Origin of the sequence: Pseudomonas sp. MWU12-2319, from assembly GCF_023242525.1 — a bacterium.
GTDB classification, from domain to species: Bacteria; Pseudomonadota; Gammaproteobacteria; order Pseudomonadales; family Pseudomonadaceae; genus Aquipseudomonas; species Aquipseudomonas gingeri_D.
On record NZ_JALJES010000008.1, the window covers coordinates 184478 to 208302 of the forward strand.

The window sequence follows — 23825 nt, forward strand, 5'->3', positions numbered from 1 at the left end:
GGATACACACGATGAATTTTTCCCAGTTCTTCATATCAAGACCGATCTTCGCGGCGGTGCTTTCGCTGCTGATCCTGATCGCGGGCGCCATCTCGCTGTTCCAGTTGCCTATCAGTGAATACCCGGGAGTGGTACCGCCGACTGTGGTCGTGCGTGCCAACTTCCCTGGCGCCAACCCCAAGGTCATCGGTGAAACCGTGGCCGCGCCGCTGGAACAGGCGATCACCGGCGTCGAGAACATGCTCTACATGTCCTCGCAATCCACCGCCGACGGCAAGCTGACCCTGACCATCACCTTCGCCCTGGGTACCGACCTGGACAACGCGCAGGTACAGGTGCAGAACCGTGTGACCCGTACCGAGCCGAAACTTCCGGTGGAAGTGACGCGGATCGGTATCACTGTCGACAAGGCCTCGCCCGACCTGACCATGGTTGTGCACTTGACCTCGCCGGACAAACGCTACGACATGCTCTACCTGTCCAACTACGCCTTGCTCAATATCAAGGACGAGTTGGCGCGCCTCGGCGGCGTGGGTGACGTGCAACTGTTCGGCATGGGCGACTATTCCCTGCGGGTCTGGCTCGACCCGAACAAGACCGCTTCGCGCAACCTGACCGCCACCGATGTGGTCAACGCCATTCGCGAGCAGAACCGCCAGGTCGCGGCCGGCCAATTGGGTGCGCCCCCCGCCCCCAACGCCACCAGCTTCCAGCTGTCGGTCAATGCCCAGGGGCGCCTGGTCTCCGAGGAAGAATTCGAGAACATCGTGATTCGAGCCGGCGACGACGGCGAGATCACCCGCCTGAAAGATATCGCCCGGGTCGAGCTCGGCTCCAGCCAGTACGCGCTGCGCTCGTTGCTGGACAACCAGCCGGCGGTGGCGATCCCGATCTTCCAGCGTCCGGGCTCCAACGCGATCGATATCTCCAACGAAGTCCGCGCCAAGATGACCGAGTTGAAGAAGGACTTCCCCGAAGGCATGGACTTCAGCATCGTCTATGACCCGACGATCTTCGTCCGCGGTTCCATCGAAGCGGTGGTTCACACCCTGTTCGAAGCCCTGATTCTCGTGGTCCTGGTGGTGATCCTGTTCCTGCAGACCTGGCGTGCCTCGATCATCCCGCTGGTCGCCGTACCGGTGTCGCTGATCGGTACCTTCGCGGTCATGCACCTGTTCGGCTTCTCGCTCAACGCCCTCTCGCTGTTCGGCCTGGTACTGGCCATCGGTATCGTGGTGGACGACGCCATCGTGGTGGTGGAGAACGTCGAACGAAATATCGGCCTCGGCCTCAATCCGGTGGAAGCCACCAAGCGCGCCATGCGTGAAGTGACCGGTCCGATCGTGGCCACGGCGCTGGTGCTGTGTGCGGTGTTTATCCCGGCGGCCTTTATTTCCGGGTTGACCGGGCAGTTCTACAAGCAGTTCGCCCTGACCATCGCCATCTCCACCGTGATCTCGGCATTCAACTCGCTGACCCTGTCGCCGGCACTGGCGGCCGTACTGCTTAAAAGTCACGACGCACCGAAGGATGGTTTCTCCAAGGTCCTCGACAAACTGCTGGGCGGCTGGTTGTTCCGTCCGTTCAACCGCTTCTTCGACCACGCCAGCCATGGTTATGTCGGTACCGTGACCCGCGTTATCCGTGCCAGCGGCATCGCCCTGGTGCTGTACGCCGGCCTGATGGTCCTGACCTGGTTCGGTTTCGCCAGCACCCCGACCGGTTTCGTCCCGGCCCAGGACAAGCAATACCTGGTGGCCTTCGCCCAACTGCCGGATGCGGCGAGCCTGGACCGTACCGAAGACGTGATCAAGCGCATGTCCGACCTGGCCCTGAAACAGCCTGGCGTGGAAAGCGCGGTGGCCTTCCCTGGCCTGTCGATCAACGGTTTCACCAACAGCCCGAACGCCGGTATCGTGTTCGTGACCCTGAAGCCTTTCGACCAGCGCAAGGACCCGAGCCAATCAGCCGGTGCCATTGCCGGTGCCCTGAACGGCAAGTTCGCCGGGATCCAGGAAGCCTACATGGCGATCTTCCCGCCTCCGCCGGTACAAGGCCTGGGCACCATCGGCGGCTTCCGCCTGCAGATCGAAGACCGTGGCAACCTGGGTTACGACGAGCTGTACAAGGAAACCATGAACATCATCGGCAAGAGCCGAAGCGTGCCGGAACTGGCCGGATTGTTCACCAGCTATACGGTCAACGTGCCGCAGGTCGATGCCGCTATCGATCGGGAAAAGGCCAAGACCCACGGCGTGGCCGTCAGCGACATCTTCGACACCCTGCAGATCTACCTGGGTTCGCTGTATGCCAACGACTTCAACCGCTTCGGTCGCACCTATCAGGTCAACGTCCAGGCCGAACAGCAGTTCCGCCTCGAGTCCGACCAGATCGGCCAGCTGAAAGTGCGTAACAACAAAGGCGAGATGATCCCCCTGGCGACCTTTATCAAGGTCAGCGACACCTCGGGTCCGGACCGCGTCATGCACTACAACGGCTTTATCACCGCGGAAATCAACGGCGCCGCCGCACCGGGCTACAGCTCCGGCCAGGCCCAGCTGGCGGTCGAGAAACTGCTCAAGGACGAACTGCCCAACGGCATGACCTACGAGTGGACCGACCTGACCTACCAGCAGATCCTCTCGGGCAATACCGCGCTGTTCGTCTTCCCGCTCTGCGTACTGCTGGCGTTCCTGGTACTGGCCGCCCAATACGAAAGCTGGAGCCTGCCGCTGGCGGTGATCCTGATCGTACCGATGACCCTGCTGTCGGCGATTACCGGGGTGATTGCTTCCGGTGGCGACAACAACATCTTCACCCAGATCGGCCTGATCGTACTGGTGGGCCTGGCGTGCAAGAACGCGATTCTGATCGTCGAGTTTGCCAAGGATAAACAGCAGGAAGGCCTCGATCCGCTGAGCGCGGTACTGGAAGCCTGCCGCCTGCGTCTGCGGCCGATCCTGATGACTTCCTTCGCCTTCATCATGGGTGTGGTGCCCCTGGTGTTCTCCAGCGGTGCCGGTGCCGAGATGCGTCATGCCATGGGTGTGGCGGTGTTCTCCGGGATGCTCGGGGTGACCTTCTTCGGTCTGCTGCTGACGCCAGTGTTCTACGTATTGATTCGCCGCTTTGTCGAGCGCAGCGATGCTCGCAAAGCCGCCCGGGCCCTCAAGCTGGAGGCGCAACAATGAGCAATCTGAAAGCCTTTCTGCCGAGCCTGCTGGTGCTGGCGCTGGGCGCCTGTACGGTCGGCCCGGACTATAAGGCCCCGGCCACGGAGAAGGCGAACATCACCGCCGCCACCGATGGCAGCGCCGGCCAGAAGAACTATGACCGCGCACGTTTCCAGGGTATCTGGTGGCAGCAGTTCGACGATCCGACCCTGAACCAGCTGGTGACCCAGTCACTGGCCGGCAACCGTGAATTGCGCGTGGCCTTCGCCCGCCTGAAAGCGTCGCGGGCGATCCGCGACGATGTCAGCACCGAAACCATGCCGACCATCACCAGCCGTGCCAGCGCCGACCTCGCCAAGGGCCAGGTGCCGGGCACCACCGAGCAACGGGTCAATAGCGAACGCTATGACCTGGGCCTGGACATGGCCTGGGAAGTCGACCTGTTCGGCCGTATCCGCCGCAACCTGGAAGCCGCCGATGCCGACCAGCAGGTGGCCGAAGCCGACCTCTACCAACTGCAAGTCACCATGATTGCCGAACTGGTGGATGCCTACGGTCAACTGCGTGGCGCGCAGCTACGGGAAAAGATCGCCCTGGCCAACCTGAAGAACCAACAGGAATCCAAGGGCATCACCGAAAGCCTGCGTGACGCCGGTGTCGGCGATCAGCTCGACGTGGTCCGTGCCGACGCCCGCCTCGCGGCGGTCGAAGCCACGGTGCCGCAATTACAGGCCGAACAGGCTCGTGAGCGCAATCGTATCGCGACCTTGCTCGGCGAGCGTCCGGACACTTTGACAGTGGATCTGGGTCCGAAAGACCTGCCGGCGATTTCCAAGGCCCTGGCCATTGGCAATCCGGGCGACCTGCTGCAACGCCGTCCGGATATCGTCAGCGCCGAACGCAAGCTCGCCGCCGCCACCGCGCGGATCGGCGTGGCCAAGGCCGACCTGTTCCCCCGGGTCAGCCTCAGCGGCTTCCTCGGCTTTACCGCCGGGCGCGGTTCGCAGATCGGCTCGCCGGCCGCCAATGCCTGGGCCCTCGGCCCAAGTATTACCTGGCCGGCGTTCAACCTCGGTAGCGTCAGGGCCCGTTTGCGCGGTGCCAATGCCGAGGCCGAAGGCGCCCTGGCCAGCTACGAGCAGCAAGTGTTGCTGGCCCTGGAAGAAACCCAGAACGCCTTCAGCGATTACGGCAAGCGCCAGCAACGGCTGATCTCGCTGATCCGCCAGAGCGAATCGAGCCGTGCCGCCGCCGATCTGGCTGCGATTCGCTACCGCGAAGGCACCGCCGACTTCCTGGTCCTGCTCGACGCCCAGCGCGAACGCCTGGCCGCCGAAGACAGCCAGGCCCAGGCCGAGACCGATCTGTATCGCGGCATCGTGGCGATCTACAAGTCCCTCGGTGGCGGCTACGAGCCACAGACGGTCGCCAGCAGCAACTGATTCAAGACCTCCCGGGGTTGGATGCCCTCCGACCCTTTTTCAGCCCCGCGCCACCTTGGTCGCGGGGCTTTTTTTCGTCCGTGAATAAGCCCTGGCAATAGCGTTGCTGGATATTTCAGCAGCTTCGAATTGCTCTAACGAACTGTCATTTCTGACAGTTACCGGTGGAGTGGGCCCAGGGGTACGGTAAGTGCGCGCACAGATCGTGCGTTCACACTCATCGCAAGGAGAAGCGTTATGAAACTCCCCTCTCGTCTTGTTACTTCACTTGGATTGGTTATCGCGGGTGTCAACCTGGCCACGACGGCCCAGGCTGTCACCTGGACCGACAACATGTACAACGTCACAGTTATGCCGTTGGTGTCACTAACAATCATCTGACGATTGCCAACTCCATTGGAAAGGACTTCGTCCACTACGCCGTTTCAGATCTCAATTCAGGCGGGGCCACTATCCTGCCGTCGTTGTTCACCTCCAGCGCCGGAGTCGCAGGGGCCTGCGCCGCGGGCGAGGTCACGCCGGTAGTCTGGACCGCCACCGGGACAGCGAACAGCCTGCTCCCGCCACTGCTCGGCTCGGTCACCAACTGCAATCCGGCGGACATCAGTGACGCCGCCATTTTTCGCCCGCACACCCATCGACCGGCCCCGAGTGCCTTTGGCCTCGGGGCTTTTTCAAGCAGCGACTTGGCCTTTTCGGGCCATCTCGGGATATGCTCGTCGCCAGGGGCCGAACTGATAGCTATTTGCCCCGAAAGGACTGAAGGTCTAAAGGGGTTGGGCAATGTCACAGTCAGTCTTCCAGTTGTTCCTGACCCAGCGCCTGGCCGCGCTGGCCGGGGCCGATTCGCTGCGGGCCATCCGCGAAGGCCTGCTGTGGCTGCTGCCCTGCCTGCTGGTGTCGACGGCGTTCCTGATCCTGTCGGCCTGCGCCCGCTTGGCCGGGCTGCCCGACGACTGGGTGAATTTCCTCGCCGGATTGCACGAGAAGATCAGCGGCATCCTGCCCTTGCTGGTGGCCGCCTCCATCGGCTATATGCTTGCCATCCGCTATCGCCTGCCCCAGGTGCCGGTGGCCTTCCTGTGCCTGGCCCATGTGGAAATCGCCATTTACCTGCTCAGCGACTTTCCCCGGGCCGCGGCCACCCTGGTGCTGTTTATCGCCATCGCCTCGCCGCTGATCAACGTACCGATCATGGCCTGGCTGTACCGACAATCCTGGACACGGCTGGTACGGGAAAACGTGGTCGGCTTCAATGTCCGCGACAGCATCAACGTGGTGCTCCCCGGCCTGATCGCCACCGCCCTGCTGGTCACCGTGCTATCACTGCTGCTGGAGATTCCCCTGGTCGCCCAGATGCAGGTGCCCTTCGACCGCGGGGCACTGGAGCATCCCTACCGCTACGGCGCGCTGATCAGCGCCAGCAACTCGGTCCTGTGGTTCTTCGGCATCCACGGCCTGCACGCCATGCAGCCGGTGTTCAGCGTCCTCGACGAGGCGGTGACTATCAATCAGATCAACCTCGCCGCCGGGGAACCGCACCGCTATATCCTCAACAGCGGCCTGCTGGGCTGTTTCGCCTTTATCGGCGGCTCCGGCGCCTCGCTGTCACTGATCGTCGCCGTGCTGCTGTTTACCCGTGACCGCTCCCTGCGCCTGCTGGCCCTGGCCGCGGTGCCGCTGTCGTTGTTCAACGTCAATGAGATCCTGCTGTTCGGCCTGCCGATCATTCTCAACCCGCGCCTGTTCATCCCCTTTCTGATCACCCCGCTGCTCAACGCGCTGATCGCGGTGGCGGTGACCCAGGCCGGCTGGGTGGCACCGATGGTCACCGGCATGCCGCTGAACTCGCCGGTGCTCCTCAACGCCTACCTGAGCACCAACGGCGACTGGGCCGCGGTGGTCCTGCAACTGGTGCTGCTGGGTATCGGCAGCCTGATCTACGCCCCCTATGTGATTGGCCTGCACCGTCACCAGGACGCCGACAACGGCATCTATATCAAGTCCTTCGACACCACCTTCCGCAGCCTCGAGGAAAAGGGCCGGCTGTTCGAACTCGACCCGGTGGCGGCCTCGTACAAGAACGACGCCCGTCGTGCCCGGGAAGTGGACCGTATCCGCCAGATCAGCGAATACGAGTTTTACCTGGAGTTCCAGCCGCAAATCTCCAAGACCACCGGCCTGTGCACCGGTTGCGAGGCCCTGATGCGCGCCCGCGACAAGGATGGTAACGCCCAGCAGCCCTGGGAGTTCCTCAAGTGGCTGGGCCAGGCCAACCTGATGCCGGATGTCGACCTGTGGGTGGCCTCCCAGGGGCTGGAGCAATATCGGCGTTGGCACAAGGCCGGCTTTGAACTGCCGATGACCATCAACGTGACCGGCGCCACCTTGTGCATGCCGGAGTACGGCGAGCGCCTGCTGGAGATCCTCGCCCAGGCCCAGGGCATGATTTCCGTCGAATTGACCGAGGACGCCCTGGTCGGCGATGTCCAGGTGATCAACCGCCTGATCGAGCGCCTGCACGGTTTCGGCGCCAAGCTGTATATCGATGACTTCGGCACCGGTTATTCGGCGTTGAGTTACCTGCACCAGTTCAAGATCGACTGCATCAAGATCGACCGCAGCTTTGTCGTCGCCCACTGCCATCCCGAGGGCGCGCGGGTCTTGAATGGCATGCTGCGGCTGTGTGAAGCCCTGAACCTGGGGATCATTGTCGAAGGCGTGGAAACCCAGGAGCAGTACGATGCCCTGCACTCGTCGACGGAACTGGTGATCCAGGGTTGGTACTTCAGCAAGGCGATCCCCGGCGAGCGCATGGCGGAATTCGTCCACCAGCGCCAGTCATTGACGCGGGAGACCAGCGGCTTGATGCTGCCCGGCTAATGCCGTCATAGAGCCCTTCGATCATCTTGTCGGCCAGGGTGATTGGACAACGGCGGGCAGCGGCGCTTAAGGTGGAGTACCGTCATTTTTCCCAAGCCCCAAGACCCTCGCCATGATCGTCCGCTCCAAGCCGAACCTGATCGCCATCCTGTTTTCCCTCAAGGGCTCGATTGCCAAGCGCATTGCCCTGCGCTGCCTGCTGGTGACCGTGCTGGCCTCGGTCATCGTGCTGGTGGAGACCTGGCATCCGGCCTATTTCTCCAAGGTCAATGCCACGCCCTTCACCTTGCTCGGCTTGTCCTTGTCGATTTTCATGAGCTTTCGCAACAACGCCTGCTATGACCGCTGGTGGGAAGGTCGCAAGCAGCTGGGGCAATTGATCATCGACGTGCGCTCGTTGATTCGCGAAAGCCAGGTGCTCGGCGATGGGCCGCAACGGACCGCGCTGCTGCGCGAGCTCTGCGGTTTTGCCCACGGCCTGATTGCCCGTCTGCGCCTGGAGGACGAACGCCAGGCCATCGAACCCTGGCAACAGGAAACGCCCGCCGCCGGCCATCCGAATGCCACCGACCAGTTGCTGCAACGGATCGGCGCACGTTGCTCCGGGTTCGCGGCACAAGGGCTGATCAGCGAGTACCGCTATACAATCTTCTCGGCACTGCTGCTCAGCCTCAGCCAGGTCCAGGCCAGTTGCGAGCGGATCAAGCACACGCCGCTACCCTTCCCCTACAACCTGCTGCTGCACCGCACCATCTACCTGTTCTGCATTCTCCTGCCCTTCGCCATGGCCGAACCGCTGGGCTGGCTGACGCCGGTGTTCACCGCCATCGTCAGCTACACCTTCCTCGGCCTGGACGAGATCGGCGACGACCTGGAGGACCCGTTCGGCTTCGATGAAAACGATCTGCCGTGCAATGCGATCCTGCGCAGCGTGGAACGCGAAGTCCTCGCCAGCCTCGGGCACAGCGAACTGCCACCGGTGCTGGAACCGGTGGACTATGTGCTGACCTGAGGCGGGCTGATCGGTGGCGCGGGTTTGACTCCTGAGCGCGGCTGACCGAAGCTGGTACATTCAACGCTCGCCAGCTCACGGACCCTGCATGACGAAGCCTCGCCGCTACCTGCTTACCAGCCTGTCGCTCCTGCTTGCCCTCGGCCTTGTCTGGCACTGGCTGCCCGGCAAGCCTGCCGCTCCCCAGGCCCCGCATATCAATTACGGCCAGGCGCTGAAGCAAGCGCATAACGGCCTGCCCGGCGCGGCGCGGGTGCTCTACCAGCAGCTGGCGCGCAAAGACCTGACGGATGCCCGCCGCGCCGCCCTGCATGCCGAACTGCCCAACTACCCCAGCCCCCAGGCCCTGAAACTGGCCGATGCGGACCTGCAGAACTCCTCGCCGGTGGTTCGCGAAGCGGCGATCCAGAGCATTGTCGGCCTGGTACCCGGGGCCCAGCGCAGCCTGTTGCTCGGTCCGGTGCTGGAAGACCACGAGCAAGCCGTGCGCTTCGCCGCCGCCAACGCCATGCTCGGTTTGTCACCGGACGACCAGGGCTTGTATTACGGCCCGCTGCAACAGGTGGTGGACGAGTACGAACGGACCCTGGCGGCCCAGCCGGAAAGCGCCGAGGCGCAGTTCCAGCTGGCGCGCTTGTATTTGCATGAGGGACAGCTGGACAAGGCCCAAGCGGCGCTGGAGCATGTCTCGCGGCTGGAGCCGGACAACCTCAAGGCGCTGGTGGCCCAGGTCGAATTGCTGGACAAGCGCAACCAGCCGGACCAGGCCCGGCAACTGCTGGCCAAGCAGCTGCAGGTGCAGCCGCAATCGGCCTATCTGCAACATGCCCTGGGGGTCTGGCTATTGCGTCACGGCCAGACCGAACTCGCGGTGCTGGGGTTGGCCAAGGCGGTGGAACTGCAACCGGAGAACGCCGAGTACCGCTACAAGCTGGCCACCACCCTGCATGACTTGCAGCAGGTCGAGGCGGCCCAGCGGCAGTTGGAGGAAATCGTCCAGCGCCAGCCGTCGAACCGCAAGGCGCGGGTGCTGCTGATCAGTTACTGGAAGGAAACCGGGCAATTGCAGAACGTGCAAATCCTGCTGGCCCAGTTGGAGCAGCAGAACCCGGATGATCCGGCGTTGCAGCAGGGGTTGTAAGTGCTCGTCCGCAAGACTTTTGGCGGGTTCGAGGGCCTCTTCGCGGGCAAGCCCTGCTCCTACAGTATGGCGTCGTTCACCGATTGTGTGTACGGCACAACATTGTAGGAGCAGGGCTTGCCCGCGAAGCTTCTGGCTATCTTGCAGCCCCCATCGCCGGCAAGCCGACACCCACAGGGAGAGATCGCGCTCATCCGGCTGAGTCGCGCAATAATTTTGAACCCCGATAAATGCCCAAGGTCCAGTACAAGACCCCTCCTAGGTAACAAGAGGTCTGGACTTGACTACATCACTTGCCCCCATCACTCCCAAGGCAGCGACCGGCATTGAAGGGCTGGACGATATTCTCTGCGGCGGCTTGTCCCGCGGCCATGTCTTTCTCCTCGAAGGAGAACCCGGTACCGGCAAGACCACCGTGGCCCTGCACTTCCTGCTCGCCGGTGCCCAGGCCGGCGAACGCTCGCTGTATATCACGCTCTCGGAAACCGAACGCGAACTGCGCCAGGGCGCCGCGTCCCACGGCTGGGAACTGGACGAGAACATCAGCCTGTTCGAGCTGACCCCGCCGGAAAGCCTGCTCAACGCCGACCATCAGCAAAGCCTGCTGTACTCCTCGGACCTGGAACTGGGCGAAGCCACCAAGCAGATTTTCGAAGTGGTGGAACGGGTCCAGCCGACCCGCGTGGTCCTCGACAGCCTGTCGGAGATTCGCCTGCTGGCCCAGAGCTCGCTGCGTTATCGCCGGCAGATCCTGGCGATCAAGCACTACTTCGTGCGTTATGACGCCACCGTCCTGCTGCTCGACGACCTGACCACCGAATCCCTCGACAAGACCGTGCACAGTGTCGCCCATGGCGTGATCCGCCTGGAGGAACTGACCCCCAACTACGGCGCCGAACGACGCCGCGTGCGGGTGGTGAAGTACCGTGGGCAGAAATACCGTGGCGGTTTCCATGACTTCACCATCATGGGCGACGGCCTGCATGTCTTCCCCCGCCTGGTGGCGGCCGAACACCGTGGCCGTTATGTACGCCAGCAACTCACCAGCGGCATCGCCGAGATGGACGCACTGCTCGGCGGCGGCATCGAAACCGGCTCCAGCACCCTGATCCTCGGCCCGGCCGGCACCGGCAAATCGCTGATCGCGATGGTCTTCGCCGCCGCGGCGGTGGCCCGCGGCGAGAAAGCCGCGTTGTTTATTTTCGATGAAGAACTCGGCTTGCTGTTCGAACGCATGCGCAATATCGGCATTGATCTCCAGGCCCTGCAAGACACTGGCAACCTGTTGATCGAGCAGGTCGACGCCGCCGAACTGTCACCCGGTGAGTTCTCCCATCGGGTGCGCCGCTGCGTGGATCAGGGCGGGATCAAGACCGTGGTGATCGACAGCATCAACGGTTACCAGGCCGCCATGCCGGAAGAAAATGCGCTGATCCTGCATATGCACGAGTTGCTGCTCTACCTCAATCGCCAGGGCGCGGCGACCTTCATGACCGTCGCCCAGCACGGGCTGGTGGGCGACATGCAGGCCCCGGTGGACATCACCTACCTGGCGGACACCGTGATCCTGCTGCGTTACTTCGAAGCACTGGGCAAGGTCCGCCGGGCCATCTCCATCATCAAGAAACGCACCGGCGCCCACGAGTCGACGATCCGCGAATACCGCATCAATGCGCGGGGCATCACCATCGGTGCGCCGCTGGAGGCGTTCCAGGGAGTCTTGCGTGGCGTACCGACCTACCTCGGTGAAGGCCCGCCCCTGCTCAAGGAAGAAGGTTTGTGACTACCCCCGACGTGGTCTCCGAACGGGCCATCATCCTCGCTCCGCTGGGGCGCGACAGCCAGATTGCCTTGAGGATTCTCGCCGAGGCCGGTTTTCCCGCAGTAATCGCCCGGGACCTGGCGGCACTCGGCGCCGAGTTGGAACAAGGCGTGGGTTTGATCATCATCGCCGCCGAGGCCCTGCGCGAAGCGGACCTGGGCGCCCTGCAGGCGTACCTGCAACAGCAGCCGGCCTGGTCCGACCTGCCGATCGTGCTGCTGACCCATCACGGCGGCCCGGACCAACCGCCCTCTTCCCGGCTCGGCGCGCTGCTGGGCAATGTGACCTTTCTCGAGCGCCCGTTCCACCCGGTAACCCTGATCAGCCTGGTGACCGCCGCCATTCGCGGACGCCGCCGCCAGTATGAAGCCCGCGACCGGCTGTTCGACCTCAGCCAAAGCGAACTGCGCCTCAAGGACACCCTCGAAACCCTCGAACAACAGGTTGAAGAGCGCACCGCGCAACTGCGTCACAACGAGGAAGCCTTGCGCCAGTCGCAGAAAATGGAAGCCGTCGGCCAACTCACCGGCGGCATCGCCCATGACTTCAACAATATGCTCACCGGCATTATCGGCAGCCTCGAGTTGCTCAAGCGGCGGCTGGCCCGTGGTCGCCTCGAGGACCTCGACAGCCTGATCGACCTCGGCGTGACCTCGGCCAATCGCGCCGCCGGCCTGACCCACCGCCTGCTGGCCTTTTCCCGGCGCCAGTCGCTGGACTCCAAGCCCGTCAATATGAACGAGCTGGTGACCTCCATGGGCGAGCTGCTGAACCGCAGCCTCAATGAAAGCATTCGCCTGGAAATGGCCCTCGGTGAAAACCTGTGGACCGCCGAAGCCGACCCCAACCAGTTGGAAAGCGCCCTGCTCAACCTGGTGCTGAATGCCCGCGACGCCATGCCGGACGGCGGCAACCTGCTGGTCAGGACCTTCAACCAGGCGTTGGACCTGGCGTTTACCGAAGCCCAGGCCAACCTCGAGCCCGGCGACTATGTGGTACTGCAGGTGCGCGACAGCGGCAGCGGCGTACCGCAAAGCATCATCAACCGGGTCTTCGATCCGTTTTTCACCACCAAACCCATCGGCCAGGGCACGGGCCTGGGCCTGTCGATGATCTATGGTTTCAGCAAACAGTCCCGTGGCCATGTGGCCATCGACAGCACCGTCGGCCAGGGCACCACGGTCAGTCTGTACCTGCCGCGCTACCAGGGTGCCCCGGTGGTCCAGGACGAAGCGCTGCACTCCGGCCATGCGCCCCATGCCGAAGACGGTGAAACCGTACTGATCGTCGAGGATGATCCGGCGGTGCGGGTGCTGGTCAGCGAAGTGCTCGGTGAGCTGGGTTACCGTTTTGTCGAGGCCTGCGATGCCAATGGCGCGATACCGATTCTTGACTCCGGCCAGCGCATCGACCTGTTGATCAGTGACGTCGGGCTGCCAGGGATGAACGGCCGGCAACTGGCGGAAATCGGCCGGCAACTGCGGCCCGGACTGAGGATCCTGTTTATCACCGGTTACGCCGAACACGCGGCGGTGCGCGGCGGCTTCCTCGACCCGGGCATGCAAATGATCACCAAGCCCTTCACCTTCGAGCTGCTGACGGCCAAGGTTCGCGAGATGATCAGTGTGTGACGGGGGTCAGGCCAACAGCTTGCGGATCTGCTCCTGGAGGACATCCAGGTCGAACGGCTTGGCCAGGATCGGTGCGCTATGGGCAATGGGACTGTGGGACTCGCGGATTTCCGCCGGGTAACCACTGATGAAGATCACCTTGAGGTCCGGGCGCAGCTTGACCGCGGGCTCGGCGATCTCTACCCCGGAAACACCACCAGGCAAACGAAAATCGGTGATCATCAGGTCCAGGTTGGGTTTGCTCGCCAGGATCGCGAACGCCTGCTCGCCGTTTTCCGCTTGCAGTACCCGATAGCCCTCGCTGGAAAGGTAGGCCGAAAGGACCATCAGGATCGAGGCATCGTCCTCGACGATCAATACGACGTCTTGTGCATCTTCACTCATGGGAAGCCTTTATTCCTGAAATTGCTGCCAATACGACCATCGGCTCAGCCAGAGGTTGCGTCTGATGTCGGCTTTTCCTACAAGGGCAGGCAAACGCAGAACAAGGCCCCCTCGCCAAGGGTACTCTCGACGGTGATGCGACCACCATGGGCCGCGACAATCTGCTCGGAAATAAACAGGCCCAGACCCAAGCCGGCGGCGACATGACTGCCGGACACCCGCTCGAACTGCTGAAAGATCCGCGCCTGGTCATCTTCGCCGATGCCGATGCCGCGGTCACGCACTTCAACCCGGGCCTCGTTCGCCTGGCGGTACACACGCACCTCGATCGGGCTTTTGGCGCCATAGCGCAAGGCGTTGGTCAGCAGGTTGGAGATCACCTGTTCGATGCGGAACTCATCCCACTCGCCCACCAGTGACGCCTCGCCCGAATAGCTGATCGTCGACCCGGCCGCGTCCACCTGCGCAGCGAAGCTCTCCAGCAATTTGCTCACCAGTTGCACCAGGTCCAGGCGTACGGGGCGGATCGACAGCTTGCCGGTGCGAATGCGCGAGACATCGAGCATGTCTTCGATCAGGCGAATCAGGCTCTGGATCTGCCGCTCGTCCCGCGCGACCATGCTGCGCATCTTGTCCAGGCTGAAGGCGTCGGCATTGTCCCGGGCCAGGTGCATCTTGCGCAGTTGGGTCTCCAGGATCAGCCCGTTGAGCGGCGTGCGCACCTCATGGGAGACGATCGACATGAAGTCATCGCGCATGCGCACGGCGTGCTGCAACTCTTCCTGGGTTAGCTGCAGTTGCTGCAACAACAGCCCCTGCTCGCGGCGACTTTGCTCCAGGGCCTCGACTTGCAGCTTCATCGCCTTGCTCTGTCGATAGAGCTCGACAAAGATGCTGACCTTGCTCTTCACCGCATGGGTGTCGAGGGGTTTGTGCAGAAAGTCCACCGCGCCGCTCTCGTAGCCCTTGAAGGCGTAGTTGCGCTCGCGGCCGGCGGCGCTGACAAAGACGATGGGAATATTCTTGGTCTTCTCGGTGCCGCGCATCAACTCGGCCAGTTCGAAACCATTCATGCCCGGCATCTGCACATCGAGAATGGCCATGGCGAATTCGTGCTGAAGCAGCAGCGACAGCGCCTCATCCGCCGAGAGTGCCTTGTAGACAATGCGGTCCTCGCGCCTGATCAGCGCTTCCAGCGCCAGCAGATTCTCCGGCAGATCGTCGACGATCAGCAGTTTGGCCTGGATAGTACTCAGCATGTGATTCGTTCCAGCTCGACAAGCAGGCGGCCGATGCCCTGCAAAGAAAGAAGGTAGTCCGGCTGGTGCAACGCCAACGCGGCTTCGGGCATGGTCGCGACCCGAGCGTCATTCGGGTCTTGCACCACGGTCAAGCCACCCTGGCGTTGGATCTGTACCAGACCCGCGGCGCCATCCTGATTGGCGCCAGTCAAGAGTATGCCCATCAGCCGCGAACCATAAGCGTCCGCCGCCGAAGCAAAGAGATAATCGATCGAGGGCCGGGAGTAATGCACCCGCTCTTCGCGACTGAACGAAAAGCTGCGGTCCTGCTCGATGGACAGGTGGTACCCGGGAGCGGCGAAATACAAAGTACCCGGCACAATGCTTTCCTTGTCGTCCGCCTCTTTCACCGGCAGCGCCAGGCGCCGCCCGAACACTTCGGCCAACTGGCTACGGTGCCCGTCCGGCATGTGCAGGACGGTCACGATCGGCAGGCTGAAACGCGTGGTCAGCGAGCCGAGCACGGTCATCAGGGCCTCGACGCCACCCGCCGAGGCCCCCACCACGACCGCTTCGACCCGCTGGCGGTCGATGCTTTGCAGTAACGGGTCGTTCATGATTTACGGTAGATCCGTTCTTGTTTGACCAACGCCTCGAACCGCTTGCCATAGGCTGAAAAGTCCAGCGTCTCCTTGCTGCCCAGCACCAGGAAGCCCCGATGACACAACGACTCATGGAACAGCCCAAAGGCTCGATCCTGGAGTTTTTTATTGAAATAAATCAATACGTTACGACACGAAATCAGCTGTGTTTCAGAGAATACACTATCCGTCGCCAGGCTGTGGTCGGCAAAGGTCACGTTTTCCCGTAGGGTCTTGTCGAATATCGCGTAGCCGTAGGCCGAGTTGTAGTACTCGGCAAAGTCGCGCTCGCCGCCGGACGCCCGGTAGTTATCGGCGTAGGTGCGCACGTTGTCCAGGGTAAAGATGCCCTGCTTGGCCTTTTCCAGCGAATGGGGGTTGATGTCGGTGGCGTAGATGATCGTGCGTTCGAGCAAACCTTCTTCACGCAGCAGGATCGCCATGGAGTACACCTCCTCACCGGTGCTGCACCCGGCGATCCAGATCTTGATCGACGGATAGGTCTTGAGCAGCGGCACCACCTCCTGGCGAATCGCCAGGAAATGCCCGGGATCGCGAAACATCTCGCTGACCGGAATGGTCAGGTACTGCAGCAACTGCATGAACGCCGCCGGATCGTGCAGCACCCGCTCCTGCAGCGCCGAGATGGTTGCGCAATCGAGCTGGAGCAAGGCATGGTGAACCCGGCGCTTGATCGACGCGCCGGAGTAATCGCGAAAATCGTAGCTGTACTTGAGGTAGATCGCCTCGATCAACAACCGCAATTCGATGTCGGTACTTCGATCCACTAGATCCGTTCCATCTTCGGTAGCCAGACACGGATCAACGAGAACAGTCGATCCAGGTCTATCGGTTTAGCCAGGTAGTCATTGGAGCCGGCCTGCAGGCAGCGCTCCTGGTCATCCTTCATCGCCTTGGCCGTGACCGCAATGATCGGCAGCTTGCGCCAGCGCGGATCCTTGCGGATCTCCAGCGTGGCCTCGTAACCATCCATCTCCGGCATCATCACGTCCATCAACACCAGGTCGATGTCCTCCACTTCGTTGAGTCGCTGAATCGCTTCGCGGCCATTACGGCCGATTTCGACAATCGCGCCCTTGTGTTCCAGCGCGCTGGTCAAGGCGAAGATATTGCGCACATCGTCGTCCACCAGCAGGATCTTGCGCCCTTCGAAGACCTTGTCGCGGCTGCGGGCGGTCTTGAGCATGCGCTGTCTTTCATGGGACAGCTGGGATTCGACTTTGTGCAGAAAGAGTGTCACTTCATCGAGCAGGCGCTCCGGCGAGCGCGCGCCCTTGATGATGATCGAGCGCGAGTACTTGTGCAGCTCGGCCTCTTCGTCGCGGGTCAGGTTGCGCCCGGTATAGACGATCACCGGCGGAAAAGCGCGGATGTCTTCGCTGGCCATGCGCTTGAGCAACTCGTTGCCGAGCATGTCCGGCAGCTTGAGGTCGATAATCATGCAGTCGAAGACCGTATCGCGCAGCAGATCGAGGGCCTCCTGGGCAAACCCCACGGCGGTGATCTCGATATCGTCGTCGCCGATCAGGCGGGCGATGCTGTCGCGTTGCAGGTCATCGTCTTCCACCAGCAGTACGCGCTTGAGCTTCTGGGTCAGCTTGGCCTCCAGGCGCGTGAAGATCTCCTTGAGTTCGTCGCGGGTGGTCGGCTTGAGCGCGTAGCCCATGGCGCCCATGTGCATGGCGGCCTCGACGCGGTCCTCCACGGAAATCACATGCACCGGGATATGCCGGGTCGGTGCCTGTTCCTTGAGGCGCTGCAGCACCGTCAGGCCGGAATGATCCGGCAGGCGCATGTCCAGCAGGATCGCGTCGGGGATGAACTGCGCGGCGAGCTCGAAGCCCTCGTCCGCGCCATGGGCCACCAGGCACTGGTAACCCAGCTCATGGGCCAGGTCGTAGAGAATCTGGGCAAACTTCTGTTCATCTTCGATCACCAGGATACAGCGGCTGCTGAACGGGCCTTTTTCACGGTCATCGGCAAAACGCTGGATCGGCGTTTCCATCACCACCACCGGCGCCAGCTTGCGCGGCGGATCCAGGGACTCCAGCGGTGCCGGCGGCGCTACCACCGGCGCGGGCCCCACGCCATCGTGGCGCTCCACATACCGCTCCGGCATCACCAGGGTAAACACACTGCCCTGGCCGGGCTGGCTGGCCACATTGATGGAGCCGCCGAGCAGCGCCGCCAGGTCGCGGGAAATCGACAGGCCGAGGCCGGTGCCGCCATAACGGCGGTTGGTGGTGCCGTCCGCCTGGCGGAACGCCTCGAAAATGCTCTCATGCTGTTCGGCGGCGATTCCGATGCCGGAGTCGCGGACGGTAAAGGCAATCCCGACACCCGGCTGGCGCGACACGCTCAGGCTGACCCGACCGGTCTCGGTGAACTTGATGGCGTTGGACAGCAGGTTCTTCAACACCTGTTCCAAACGTTGGCGGTCGGTGAACAGCGTCGTCGGCAGATCGCCGCGCAACTCGACCTCGAACCCCAGCTGCTTGTCGCTGGCCAGTGGCTGGAACATGTTGCGCAACCCCTCCACCAGACGTTCGATACTGGTATTTTCCGGGCGCACCTCCAACTTGCCGGCCTCGACCTTGGAGATATCGAGGATGTCGTTGATCAGATTGAGCAGATCGTTACCGGCGCTGTAGATCGATTCGGCGAACTTGACCTGTTCCGCCGTAAGGTTGTCCTCGGGGTTCTCCGCCAGCAGCTTGGACAGGATCAGCGAACTGTTGAGCGGCGTGCGCAGCTCGTGGGACATGTTGGCCAGGAATTCGGACTTGTACTTGCTCGAGCGTTGCAGCTCCTCGGCGCGTTCCTCGAGTTGGACCTGGGCCAGGTTCAACTGATTGTTCTTGAGGTCCATCGCATCACGCTGCTCGGCCAGGGCCAGGGCCTGCTCGGCCAACTGCTCGTTGGTCTGTTCGAGTTCGCTCTGCTGGCTTTCCAGATGAACCTGGGACTCCTTGAGCACCTGGGACTGTTCTTCCAACTCTTCGTTGGCGGTCTTGAGCTCTTCCTGCTGGACTTGCAACTCTTCGTTGAGTTGTTGGGTCTCGGCCAGCACCTCCTGCAAGCGCTGGCGGTAACGCGCGGCTTCGATGGAGGTGCCGATATTGTCGGCAATCAGTTCCAGCAGCTCGATATCACGGTCGTTCAAGGGCCGCAGGAAACCCAGCTCGATCACCCCGTTGATCCGCTCATCGTTGGTGGTCGGCACCACCAGCACACTGCGCGGCGAGCCGTTGCCCAGGCCCGAACTGACCCTGAAGTAATCCACCGGCACTTCGTCCAGGCGGATCAGGCGGCCCTGGCCCGCGGCCTGGCCAACCAGGCCTTCATCGCTGAAGATCGCCTGCTCCTGCTGCTCCTGCTCACGGGAAAAGCCATAGCTGGCGACACGGGTCAGGCCACCATGCTCTTCGCGCACATATAACGCCGCCACCGCACTGCCCATGTACTGGGCGCAGAATTGCAGGATATTGCGCCCCAGCAATTGGAGAGTCAGTTGGCCGAGCACCTGCTCGGCCAGTTCGGTCTGGCCGCTGCGCAGCCAGGCTTGCTGCTCCAGGCGCTCCGCACTCTTGAGTTGTGACGCGAGGTTTTTTGCATAATTAGCTGAAAGTGCTAATAAATCTCGTCGACCAATAAAGGCCAACAAGGCGCTCAGACCCAGCACAAAAATGAGATAGAGGACGATGCTCCAGATCGTGGTGCGGCTTACGGCATCATTGCGCGCGAGCCGCAGTTGCTGCTCCATGTCGATGGCGTTTTCAAACTCGCTACGGATCTCGTCAACCAGGCGCTTGCCACGCCCCGACAGGATCGCCCCCTGATAGTCGCCGCCGGAACGCCGCAGTCCGATCATCGCCTGAGCGTATTCGCTCCAGGAGCTCTGCAAGGCTTCGATACGCTTGAAGCGGTCGACCTGCTGCGGATTGTCCGCGACCAGTTCCTGCAAGCCACGCAGGTCGGCAATGATTTTCGGCTTGGCGACTTCATAGGGGTCGAGGAAATGCTCGTCACCGGTAATCAGGAAACCGCGCATGCCGGTTTCCAGATCCACCGAGAGCTTCATCGCCTCGTTGCTGTTATTGATCACCCGGTCGGTATGCTCGACCCACTGGATCACCGACAGCAGGTAGGTGATCAGCGAAACGAAAAAGATCGCGCTGAGAACCCCGACAGCCAAGGGCAGGCTGATGTTGCGGCTCAATAACTTGCGAAAGCTTTGTTCATCCACCGAAGACAACGAATTCATTTCAGGGCCCGGATTAAAGTTATTGATTATCAAGGAGTCTGCCGTATATACGAATAAAAGACCGACTTTTTTCTCACAGCTTAGAATGCAATTTCCCAGGCCGCACTGCCGTGACGTGATGACTCACCTTAGCCTATCATCTTGTACACTTTGTTTTTTTTGTACAAGTGTGGGAACTTGTCCGACCTGGTGGCTTACTGATGCAGAAGGCAGAGCATTTCAGCGGCCTTGATCCACCCTTCACTTTTGGGATACCCCCTTATGCCAGCAGCCACCTCCACCATCCTTGTTGTCGAAGACGATGCCATTGTGCGCATGCTGATCGTCGACGTCCTGGAGGAACTGGAGTTCCATGTCCTGGAGGCCGACGGCAGCGACAAGGCCCTGGATATTCTCAGACAGGCCGATACCCGTATCGACCTGCTGATGACCGATGTCGGACTGCCCGAAATGGATGGCCGCGAGTTGGCCAAGGCCGCCTGCCAGATGCGCCCCGGGCTGCCGGTGCTGTTTGCCAGCGGCTACGCCGAAAGCATCGAGCTGGCGCCCGGCGTGCAGGTGATCGGCAAGCCCTTCTCCATCGATCAGCTGAGACTCAAGATCAAAAGCATTCTATAACTCACTCCAGCCCCGCCATCCCCCCCGAGCCTCACCCATGACACAAACCCAGACAACGCCGATCCTTGCGATTGGCCTCGGCTGCCGCCAGGGCTGCAGCGCTTCGACCCTGCAGGCGTTGCTGGAGCAGTCGTTACAGGCCCATGGAATCGACCTCAAGGCGATCAAGGGGCTGGCGAGCATTGACGGAAAAAAGGCTGAGCCGGGCCTGCTCGAACTCGCGCAGCGCCTGAACCTGCCGCTGGTGTTCTTCAGCGCGACCGAGCTGGCGCCTTACGAACCACGCCTCAGCCATCGTTCCCGCCTGGCCTTCGAGCAGACCGGCTGCCATGGCGTGGCCGAAAGTGCCGCGCTGGCCCTGGCCGAACAGTTGGGGCAAACACGGGCGAACCTGCTGGTTTCACGGCAGAAGAACCCCATGGCGACCTTTGCGCTGGCCTGGACCGGGCAAAACCCTAGATAATCCCCTCCTCCTGCATGAACATCGTTCATGTGAGGCCCTGTGCAGTCCGTCCAGAGAGTGTCATGACCGTCTATTTCATTGGCGCCGGCCCCGGCGACCCGGAACTCATTACCGTCAAGGGCCAACGCCTGATCCGCAGTTGCCCGGTGATCATCTACGCCGGCTCCCTGGTGCCCGAAGCCGTCCTGCAAGGCCACTGCGCCAGCCAGGTGGTCAACAGCGCCGAACTGCACCTGGAACAGATCATCGACCTGATCAAGGCGGCCGATGCCCTGGGCCAGGACGTGGCGCGGGTGCATTCCGGGGATCCGTCGCTCTACGGCGCCATCGGCGAGCAGATCCGCCCCCTGCGCGAACTGGGCATCGCCTATGAAATCGTCCCCGGCGTGACCGCGACCGCCGCCTGCGCGGCCCTGCTCGGCGCCGAGCTGACGCTGCCGGATATTTCCCAAAGCGTGATCCTGACCCGTTATGCCGACAAGACCGCGATGCCGGCCGGAGAAGAGTTGGCCAGCCTGGCCCAGCACCGGGCGACCATGGCGATTCACCTGGGGGTCAAGCATCTGGCTAAAATCATCGAGGAGTTGCTGCCGCATTACGGCGCGGACTGTCCGATCGCGGTGATCCATCGCGCCACCTGGCCCGATCAGGACTGGGTTGTGGGGACGCTCGCGGATATTCAGGCCCAGGTCGAGGCCAAGGGCTTTCGTCGCACGGCCCTGATCCTGGTGGGGCGCGTGCTGGGCAGCGACCACTTCAGCGAGTCTTCGCTGTATCGGGCCGGCCATGCCCACCTTTATCGACCGTGATCATTTGGGGGATAACACCATGTCCGATCCGCTGTTCTCCGGCGCCAAGCTGGCCCTGCTCTGCGGCGACGAGCTGCTGACCTATCTGCGTGACATGAAGGACAGCATCCCCTATCCCGGGCATTGGGACTTTGCCGGCGGTGGTCGTGAAGGTGAGGAAACACCGAGCGAATGCGCGCTGCGGGAGCTGGACGAGGAGTTTTCCCTGCGTATCGGGGCTGAGCGCATCGAATGGGCACGGCGTTATCCCAGTGTCACCCAGCCCAATACCCATTCGTGGTTTCTGGTGGGGCAACTGAGCCGCGAGGAAATCGAGGCGATCCGGTTTGGCGACGAAGGCCAGTATTGGCGAATGATGTCGATTGTCGAGTACCTGGAGCACCCGTTGGGTGTGCCCTATCTGCAGGAGCGGTTGCGTGATTACCTGGAGAACCGGGTTTCTGGGTCATAATCATGTGCCGCTCTTGAGGGCCTCTTCGCGGGCAAGCTCCGCTCCCACAGTATCGGTGTTGAGCGTGAATTATATGAACAACACAAAACTCCATGTGGGAGCGGAGCTTGCCCGCGAAGAGTCCGGAACAGCCACCACCAATCCCCCATAAAAAAACGGTGCTCACGGGCACCGTTTTTTTATCCAACCGAACGCAGCGAACGCCCTGCTACCGAACTCAGTAGTAGGCGTTTTCTTTCTGCGTATGGTCAGTCACATCACGTACGCCCTTGAGCTCGGGAATCCGCTCGAGCAAGGTGCGCTCGATGCCTTCGCGCAAGGTCACGTCGGCCTGGCCGCAGCCCTGGCAACCACCACCGAACTGCAGCACGGCGATGCCGTCTTCAACCACCTCGATCAGGCTGACCTGACCGCCGTGGCTGGCCAGCCCCGGGTTGATTTCGGTTTGCAGGTAGTAGTTGATACGCTCGTTGACCGGGCTGTCGGCATTGACCATCGGCACCTTGGCGTTTGGCGCCTTGATGGTCAACTGGCCGCCCATACGGTCGGTGGCGTAATCGACCACGGCATCATCGAGGAAGGCTTCGCTGAAGGAATCGATCCACGCGGTGAAGCTTTTCAGCCCCAGCGCGGTGTCTTCAGGTTTTTCTTCACCCGGCTTGCAGTAGGCAATACAGGTTTCGGCGTACTGGGTACCCGGCTGGGTAATGAAAACGCGGATGCCGATCCCCGGGGTGTTCTGCTTCGACAGCAGATCAGCCAGATAATCGTGGGCGGCATCGGTAATGGTTATGGCGCTCATGGAATCTCCTCACAGACTTGCCGCCAGTTTACGCCAATCGAGCCGCCGGACAAAGTCCTAGTATTTTTGTCGGGAAAGCAGGGGTCGCCAACGGATCGCCCCCACCAGCAGCGCCGAGAAAATCAGCGCGCTGGCGATCCAGCCCGCCGGGCTTGGCCAGGTGCCGAGCAACAGCATCGAACCGACAATGGCAAATACCGGAATCAGCAGAGACAGCGGTGCTACCCGCGACAGCGGGTATTCGCGCAACAACAGGTTCCAGCCCCAGTAACACAGGTGCGTGGCGCCATAGACCTGGAACGCCAGGGAGAACAGCAGGCCCGGCCCGACCTGATCCGGCAGCGCGACGAAGGGCGCCGCGCCGTGCTTGAGCCAGGTGAGCAGGAACAGCGGCAGCGGCGCGAACAGACTGGCCCAGACCACGAAGGCGAACACCTCCTTGACCCGGGACAGCTTGATCAGCACATTGCCCAGGCTCCAGGCGACGGCGCTGAGCACGATCAACAGCAACCCGGAGCGGCTCTCGCCCGCCGGGCTGTCGCACAGCACGCAGGCCAGGCCCAGGGCCGCCAGCAGTGCGCCGAGCAGCTGGGACCCGCTCAACGACTCGCGAAACAGCAACACGCCCCAGCCCAGGGTGAAGAAGGCGCTGGTCTGGATCAGCAGCGCCGCCGTTCCGGGGGGAACCCCCAGGCTGATGCCGAAGTTGATCAGGCCCCACATGGCGACCCCGAAAATCAGACCGTAGGCGACGATCCAGGACATGGCCACTTGCGGCCGGCGAATGAAAAACACCCACGGCAGAGCGGCCAGGGTAAAGCGCAGCGCCGTCAGCAGCAGCGGATCGATGTGGGTCAGGCCCAGCTTGGTGATGGGAAAGTTCAAACCCCAGACAGCCGTGACCAGCACGGCGAGCAACAGGTGTTTTTTCTGCATGGCAAACCATCCGGATAGTCAGGAACGGCGATATGACTCGCCGGTACCCGACTACTTTGCCGATGCCCGTACCTGGCCCGCTTGCAATGCA

General features: G+C 62.1%; 19 protein-coding genes. 12 read left to right on the forward strand and 7 right to left on the reverse strand.

Annotation, left to right across the window (positions count from 1 at the left end; genetic code table 11):
- Window positions 1-11 precede the first annotated feature (11 nt).
- The 8 genes from M5C01_RS15560 to M5C01_RS15595 all read left to right on the forward strand — a co-directional run bounded on the left by M5C01_RS15560 (window position 12) and on the right by M5C01_RS15595 (window position 13104).
- Window positions 12-3191 (forward strand): efflux RND transporter permease subunit, encoded by a 3180-nt coding sequence (locus M5C01_RS15560; protein ID WP_152739523.1) that lies wholly within the window; start codon window positions 12-14, stop codon window positions 3189-3191.
- Window positions 3188-4615 carry an efflux transporter outer membrane subunit gene (locus tag M5C01_RS15565; protein ID WP_152739524.1) on the forward strand — a complete coding sequence of 476 codons (1428 nt, stop codon included), beginning with the start codon at window positions 3188-3190 and terminating at the stop codon, window positions 4613-4615. Before M5C01_RS15560 ends, M5C01_RS15565 begins: the two co-directional genes overlap by 4 nt.
- 237 nt (window positions 4616-4852) lie before the next feature.
- On the forward strand, window positions 4853-4996 hold the full coding sequence (locus M5C01_RS15570) for a hypothetical protein (protein ID WP_177098807.1): 144 nt from the start codon (window positions 4853-4855) through the stop codon (window positions 4994-4996).
- A gap of 402 nt (window positions 4997-5398) precedes the next feature.
- On the forward strand, window positions 5399-7498 hold the full coding sequence (locus M5C01_RS15575) for an EAL domain-containing protein (RefSeq protein WP_152739525.1): 2100 nt from the start codon (window positions 5399-5401) through the stop codon (window positions 7496-7498).
- A gap of 112 nt (window positions 7499-7610) precedes the next feature.
- On the forward strand, window positions 7611-8510 hold the full coding sequence (locus tag M5C01_RS15580) for a bestrophin family protein (protein WP_152739526.1): 900 nt from the start codon (window positions 7611-7613) through the stop codon (window positions 8508-8510).
- Window positions 8511-8598: 88 nt separating this feature from the next.
- Complete coding sequence (locus tag M5C01_RS15585) at window positions 8599-9651, forward strand: tetratricopeptide repeat protein (RefSeq protein ID WP_103494843.1); 1053 nt, start codon at window positions 8599-8601, stop codon at window positions 9649-9651.
- A gap of 280 nt (window positions 9652-9931) precedes the next feature.
- Window positions 9932-11434: an ATPase domain-containing protein gene (locus M5C01_RS15590; RefSeq protein ID WP_152739527.1), complete on the forward strand. Its 1503-nt coding sequence runs from the start codon at window positions 9932-9934 to the stop codon at window positions 11432-11434.
- A complete protein-coding gene (locus M5C01_RS15595; RefSeq protein ID WP_178129848.1) occupies window positions 11431-13104 on the forward strand; it encodes an ATP-binding protein in 1674 nt (557 codons plus the stop codon). The genes M5C01_RS15590 and M5C01_RS15595 overlap by 4 nt, the downstream gene beginning before the upstream one ends.
- A gap of 6 nt (window positions 13105-13110) precedes the next feature.
- Here M5C01_RS15595 and M5C01_RS15600 read toward each other — a convergent pair whose 3' ends face one another.
- From M5C01_RS15600 to M5C01_RS15620, 5 genes are all read right to left on the reverse strand, one after another.
- Window positions 13111-13488 carry a response regulator gene (locus M5C01_RS15600; RefSeq protein ID WP_103494840.1) on the reverse strand — a complete coding sequence of 126 codons (378 nt, stop codon included), beginning with the start codon at window positions 13486-13488 and terminating at the stop codon, window positions 13111-13113.
- A gap of 77 nt (window positions 13489-13565) precedes the next feature.
- Window positions 13566-14747 (reverse strand): hybrid sensor histidine kinase/response regulator, encoded by a 1182-nt coding sequence (locus M5C01_RS15605; RefSeq protein ID WP_103494839.1) that lies wholly within the window; start codon window positions 14745-14747, stop codon window positions 13566-13568.
- A complete protein-coding gene (locus M5C01_RS15610) occupies window positions 14741-15346 on the reverse strand; it encodes a chemotaxis protein CheB (protein ID WP_103494838.1) in 606 nt (201 codons plus the stop codon). The genes M5C01_RS15605 and M5C01_RS15610 overlap by 7 nt, the downstream gene beginning before the upstream one ends.
- Complete coding sequence (locus M5C01_RS15615; RefSeq protein WP_177098811.1) at window positions 15343-16158, reverse strand: protein-glutamate O-methyltransferase CheR; 816 nt, start codon at window positions 16156-16158, stop codon at window positions 15343-15345. Before M5C01_RS15615 ends, M5C01_RS15610 begins: the two co-directional genes overlap by 4 nt.
- Entirely contained in the window at window positions 16158-19655 is a 3498-nt protein-coding gene (locus M5C01_RS15620; RefSeq protein ID WP_152739529.1) for a response regulator, read from the reverse strand. Before M5C01_RS15620 ends, M5C01_RS15615 begins: the two co-directional genes overlap by 1 nt.
- 261 nt (window positions 19656-19916) lie before the next feature.
- On the opposite strand from M5C01_RS15620, the gene M5C01_RS15625 reads away from it, so the two are divergent.
- The 4 genes from M5C01_RS15625 (at window position 19917) to M5C01_RS15640 (ending at window position 21996) form a co-directional block, all read left to right on the forward strand.
- Entirely contained in the window at window positions 19917-20273 is a 357-nt protein-coding gene (locus M5C01_RS15625) for a response regulator (RefSeq protein ID WP_103494835.1), read from the forward strand.
- Between the two features lie 37 nt (window positions 20274-20310).
- Window positions 20311-20736 carry a cobalamin biosynthesis protein gene (locus tag M5C01_RS15630; protein WP_152739530.1) on the forward strand — a complete coding sequence of 142 codons (426 nt, stop codon included), beginning with the start codon at window positions 20311-20313 and terminating at the stop codon, window positions 20734-20736.
- Between the two features lie 62 nt (window positions 20737-20798).
- A complete protein-coding gene (gene cobM / locus M5C01_RS15635; RefSeq protein ID WP_152739531.1) occupies window positions 20799-21545 on the forward strand; it encodes a precorrin-4 C(11)-methyltransferase in 747 nt (248 codons plus the stop codon).
- A 19-nt stretch (window positions 21546-21564) separates the two neighbouring features.
- Window positions 21565-21996: an NUDIX hydrolase gene (locus M5C01_RS15640; protein ID WP_152739532.1), complete on the forward strand. Its 432-nt coding sequence runs from the start codon at window positions 21565-21567 to the stop codon at window positions 21994-21996.
- A 217-nt stretch (window positions 21997-22213) separates the two neighbouring features.
- Here M5C01_RS15640 and nfuA read toward each other — a convergent pair whose 3' ends face one another.
- Window positions 22214-22798 carry a Fe-S biogenesis protein NfuA gene (nfuA, locus tag M5C01_RS15645; protein WP_100943656.1) on the reverse strand — a complete coding sequence of 195 codons (585 nt, stop codon included), beginning with the start codon at window positions 22796-22798 and terminating at the stop codon, window positions 22214-22216.
- A 57-nt stretch (window positions 22799-22855) separates the two neighbouring features.
- Window positions 22856-23734: an EamA family transporter gene (locus M5C01_RS15650; RefSeq protein WP_152739533.1), complete on the reverse strand. Its 879-nt coding sequence runs from the start codon at window positions 23732-23734 to the stop codon at window positions 22856-22858.
- Window positions 23735-23825: the final 91 nt, after the last annotated feature.

Coding starts and splice junctions, on each gene's coding strand:
- M5C01_RS15570 (WP_177098807.1), top strand. CDS start 4,853: ATGAAACTCCCCTCTCGTCTTGTTACTTCACTTGGATTGGTTATCGCG.
- M5C01_RS15610 (WP_103494838.1), bottom strand. CDS start 15,346: ATGAACGACCCGTTACTGCAAAGCATCGACCGCCAGCGGGTCGAAGCG.
- M5C01_RS15600 (WP_103494840.1), bottom strand. CDS start 13,488: ATGAGTGAAGATGCACAAGACGTCGTATTGATCGTCGAGGACGATGCC.
- nfuA (WP_100943656.1), bottom strand. CDS start 22,798: ATGAGCGCCATAACCATTACCGATGCCGCCCACGATTATCTGGCTGAT.
- M5C01_RS15585 (WP_103494843.1), top strand. CDS start 8,599: ATGACGAAGCCTCGCCGCTACCTGCTTACCAGCCTGTCGCTCCTGCTT.
- M5C01_RS15565 (WP_152739524.1), top strand. CDS start 3,188: ATGAGCAATCTGAAAGCCTTTCTGCCGAGCCTGCTGGTGCTGGCGCTG.
- M5C01_RS15575 (WP_152739525.1), top strand. CDS start 5,399: ATGTCACAGTCAGTCTTCCAGTTGTTCCTGACCCAGCGCCTGGCCGCG.
- M5C01_RS15650 (WP_152739533.1), bottom strand. CDS start 23,734: ATGCAGAAAAAACACCTGTTGCTCGCCGTGCTGGTCACGGCTGTCTGG.
- M5C01_RS15560 (WP_152739523.1), top strand. CDS start 12: ATGAATTTTTCCCAGTTCTTCATATCAAGACCGATCTTCGCGGCGGTG.
- M5C01_RS15630 (WP_152739530.1), top strand. CDS start 20,311: ATGACACAAACCCAGACAACGCCGATCCTTGCGATTGGCCTCGGCTGC.
- cobM (WP_152739531.1), top strand. CDS start 20,799: ATGACCGTCTATTTCATTGGCGCCGGCCCCGGCGACCCGGAACTCATT.
- M5C01_RS15620 (WP_152739529.1), bottom strand. CDS start 19,655: ATGAATTCGTTGTCTTCGGTGGATGAACAAAGCTTTCGCAAGTTATTG.
- M5C01_RS15640 (WP_152739532.1), top strand. CDS start 21,565: ATGTCCGATCCGCTGTTCTCCGGCGCCAAGCTGGCCCTGCTCTGCGGC.
- M5C01_RS15605 (WP_103494839.1), bottom strand. CDS start 14,747: ATGCTGAGTACTATCCAGGCCAAACTGCTGATCGTCGACGATCTGCCG.
- M5C01_RS15580 (WP_152739526.1), top strand. CDS start 7,611: ATGATCGTCCGCTCCAAGCCGAACCTGATCGCCATCCTGTTTTCCCTC.
- M5C01_RS15625 (WP_103494835.1), top strand. CDS start 19,917: ATGCCAGCAGCCACCTCCACCATCCTTGTTGTCGAAGACGATGCCATT.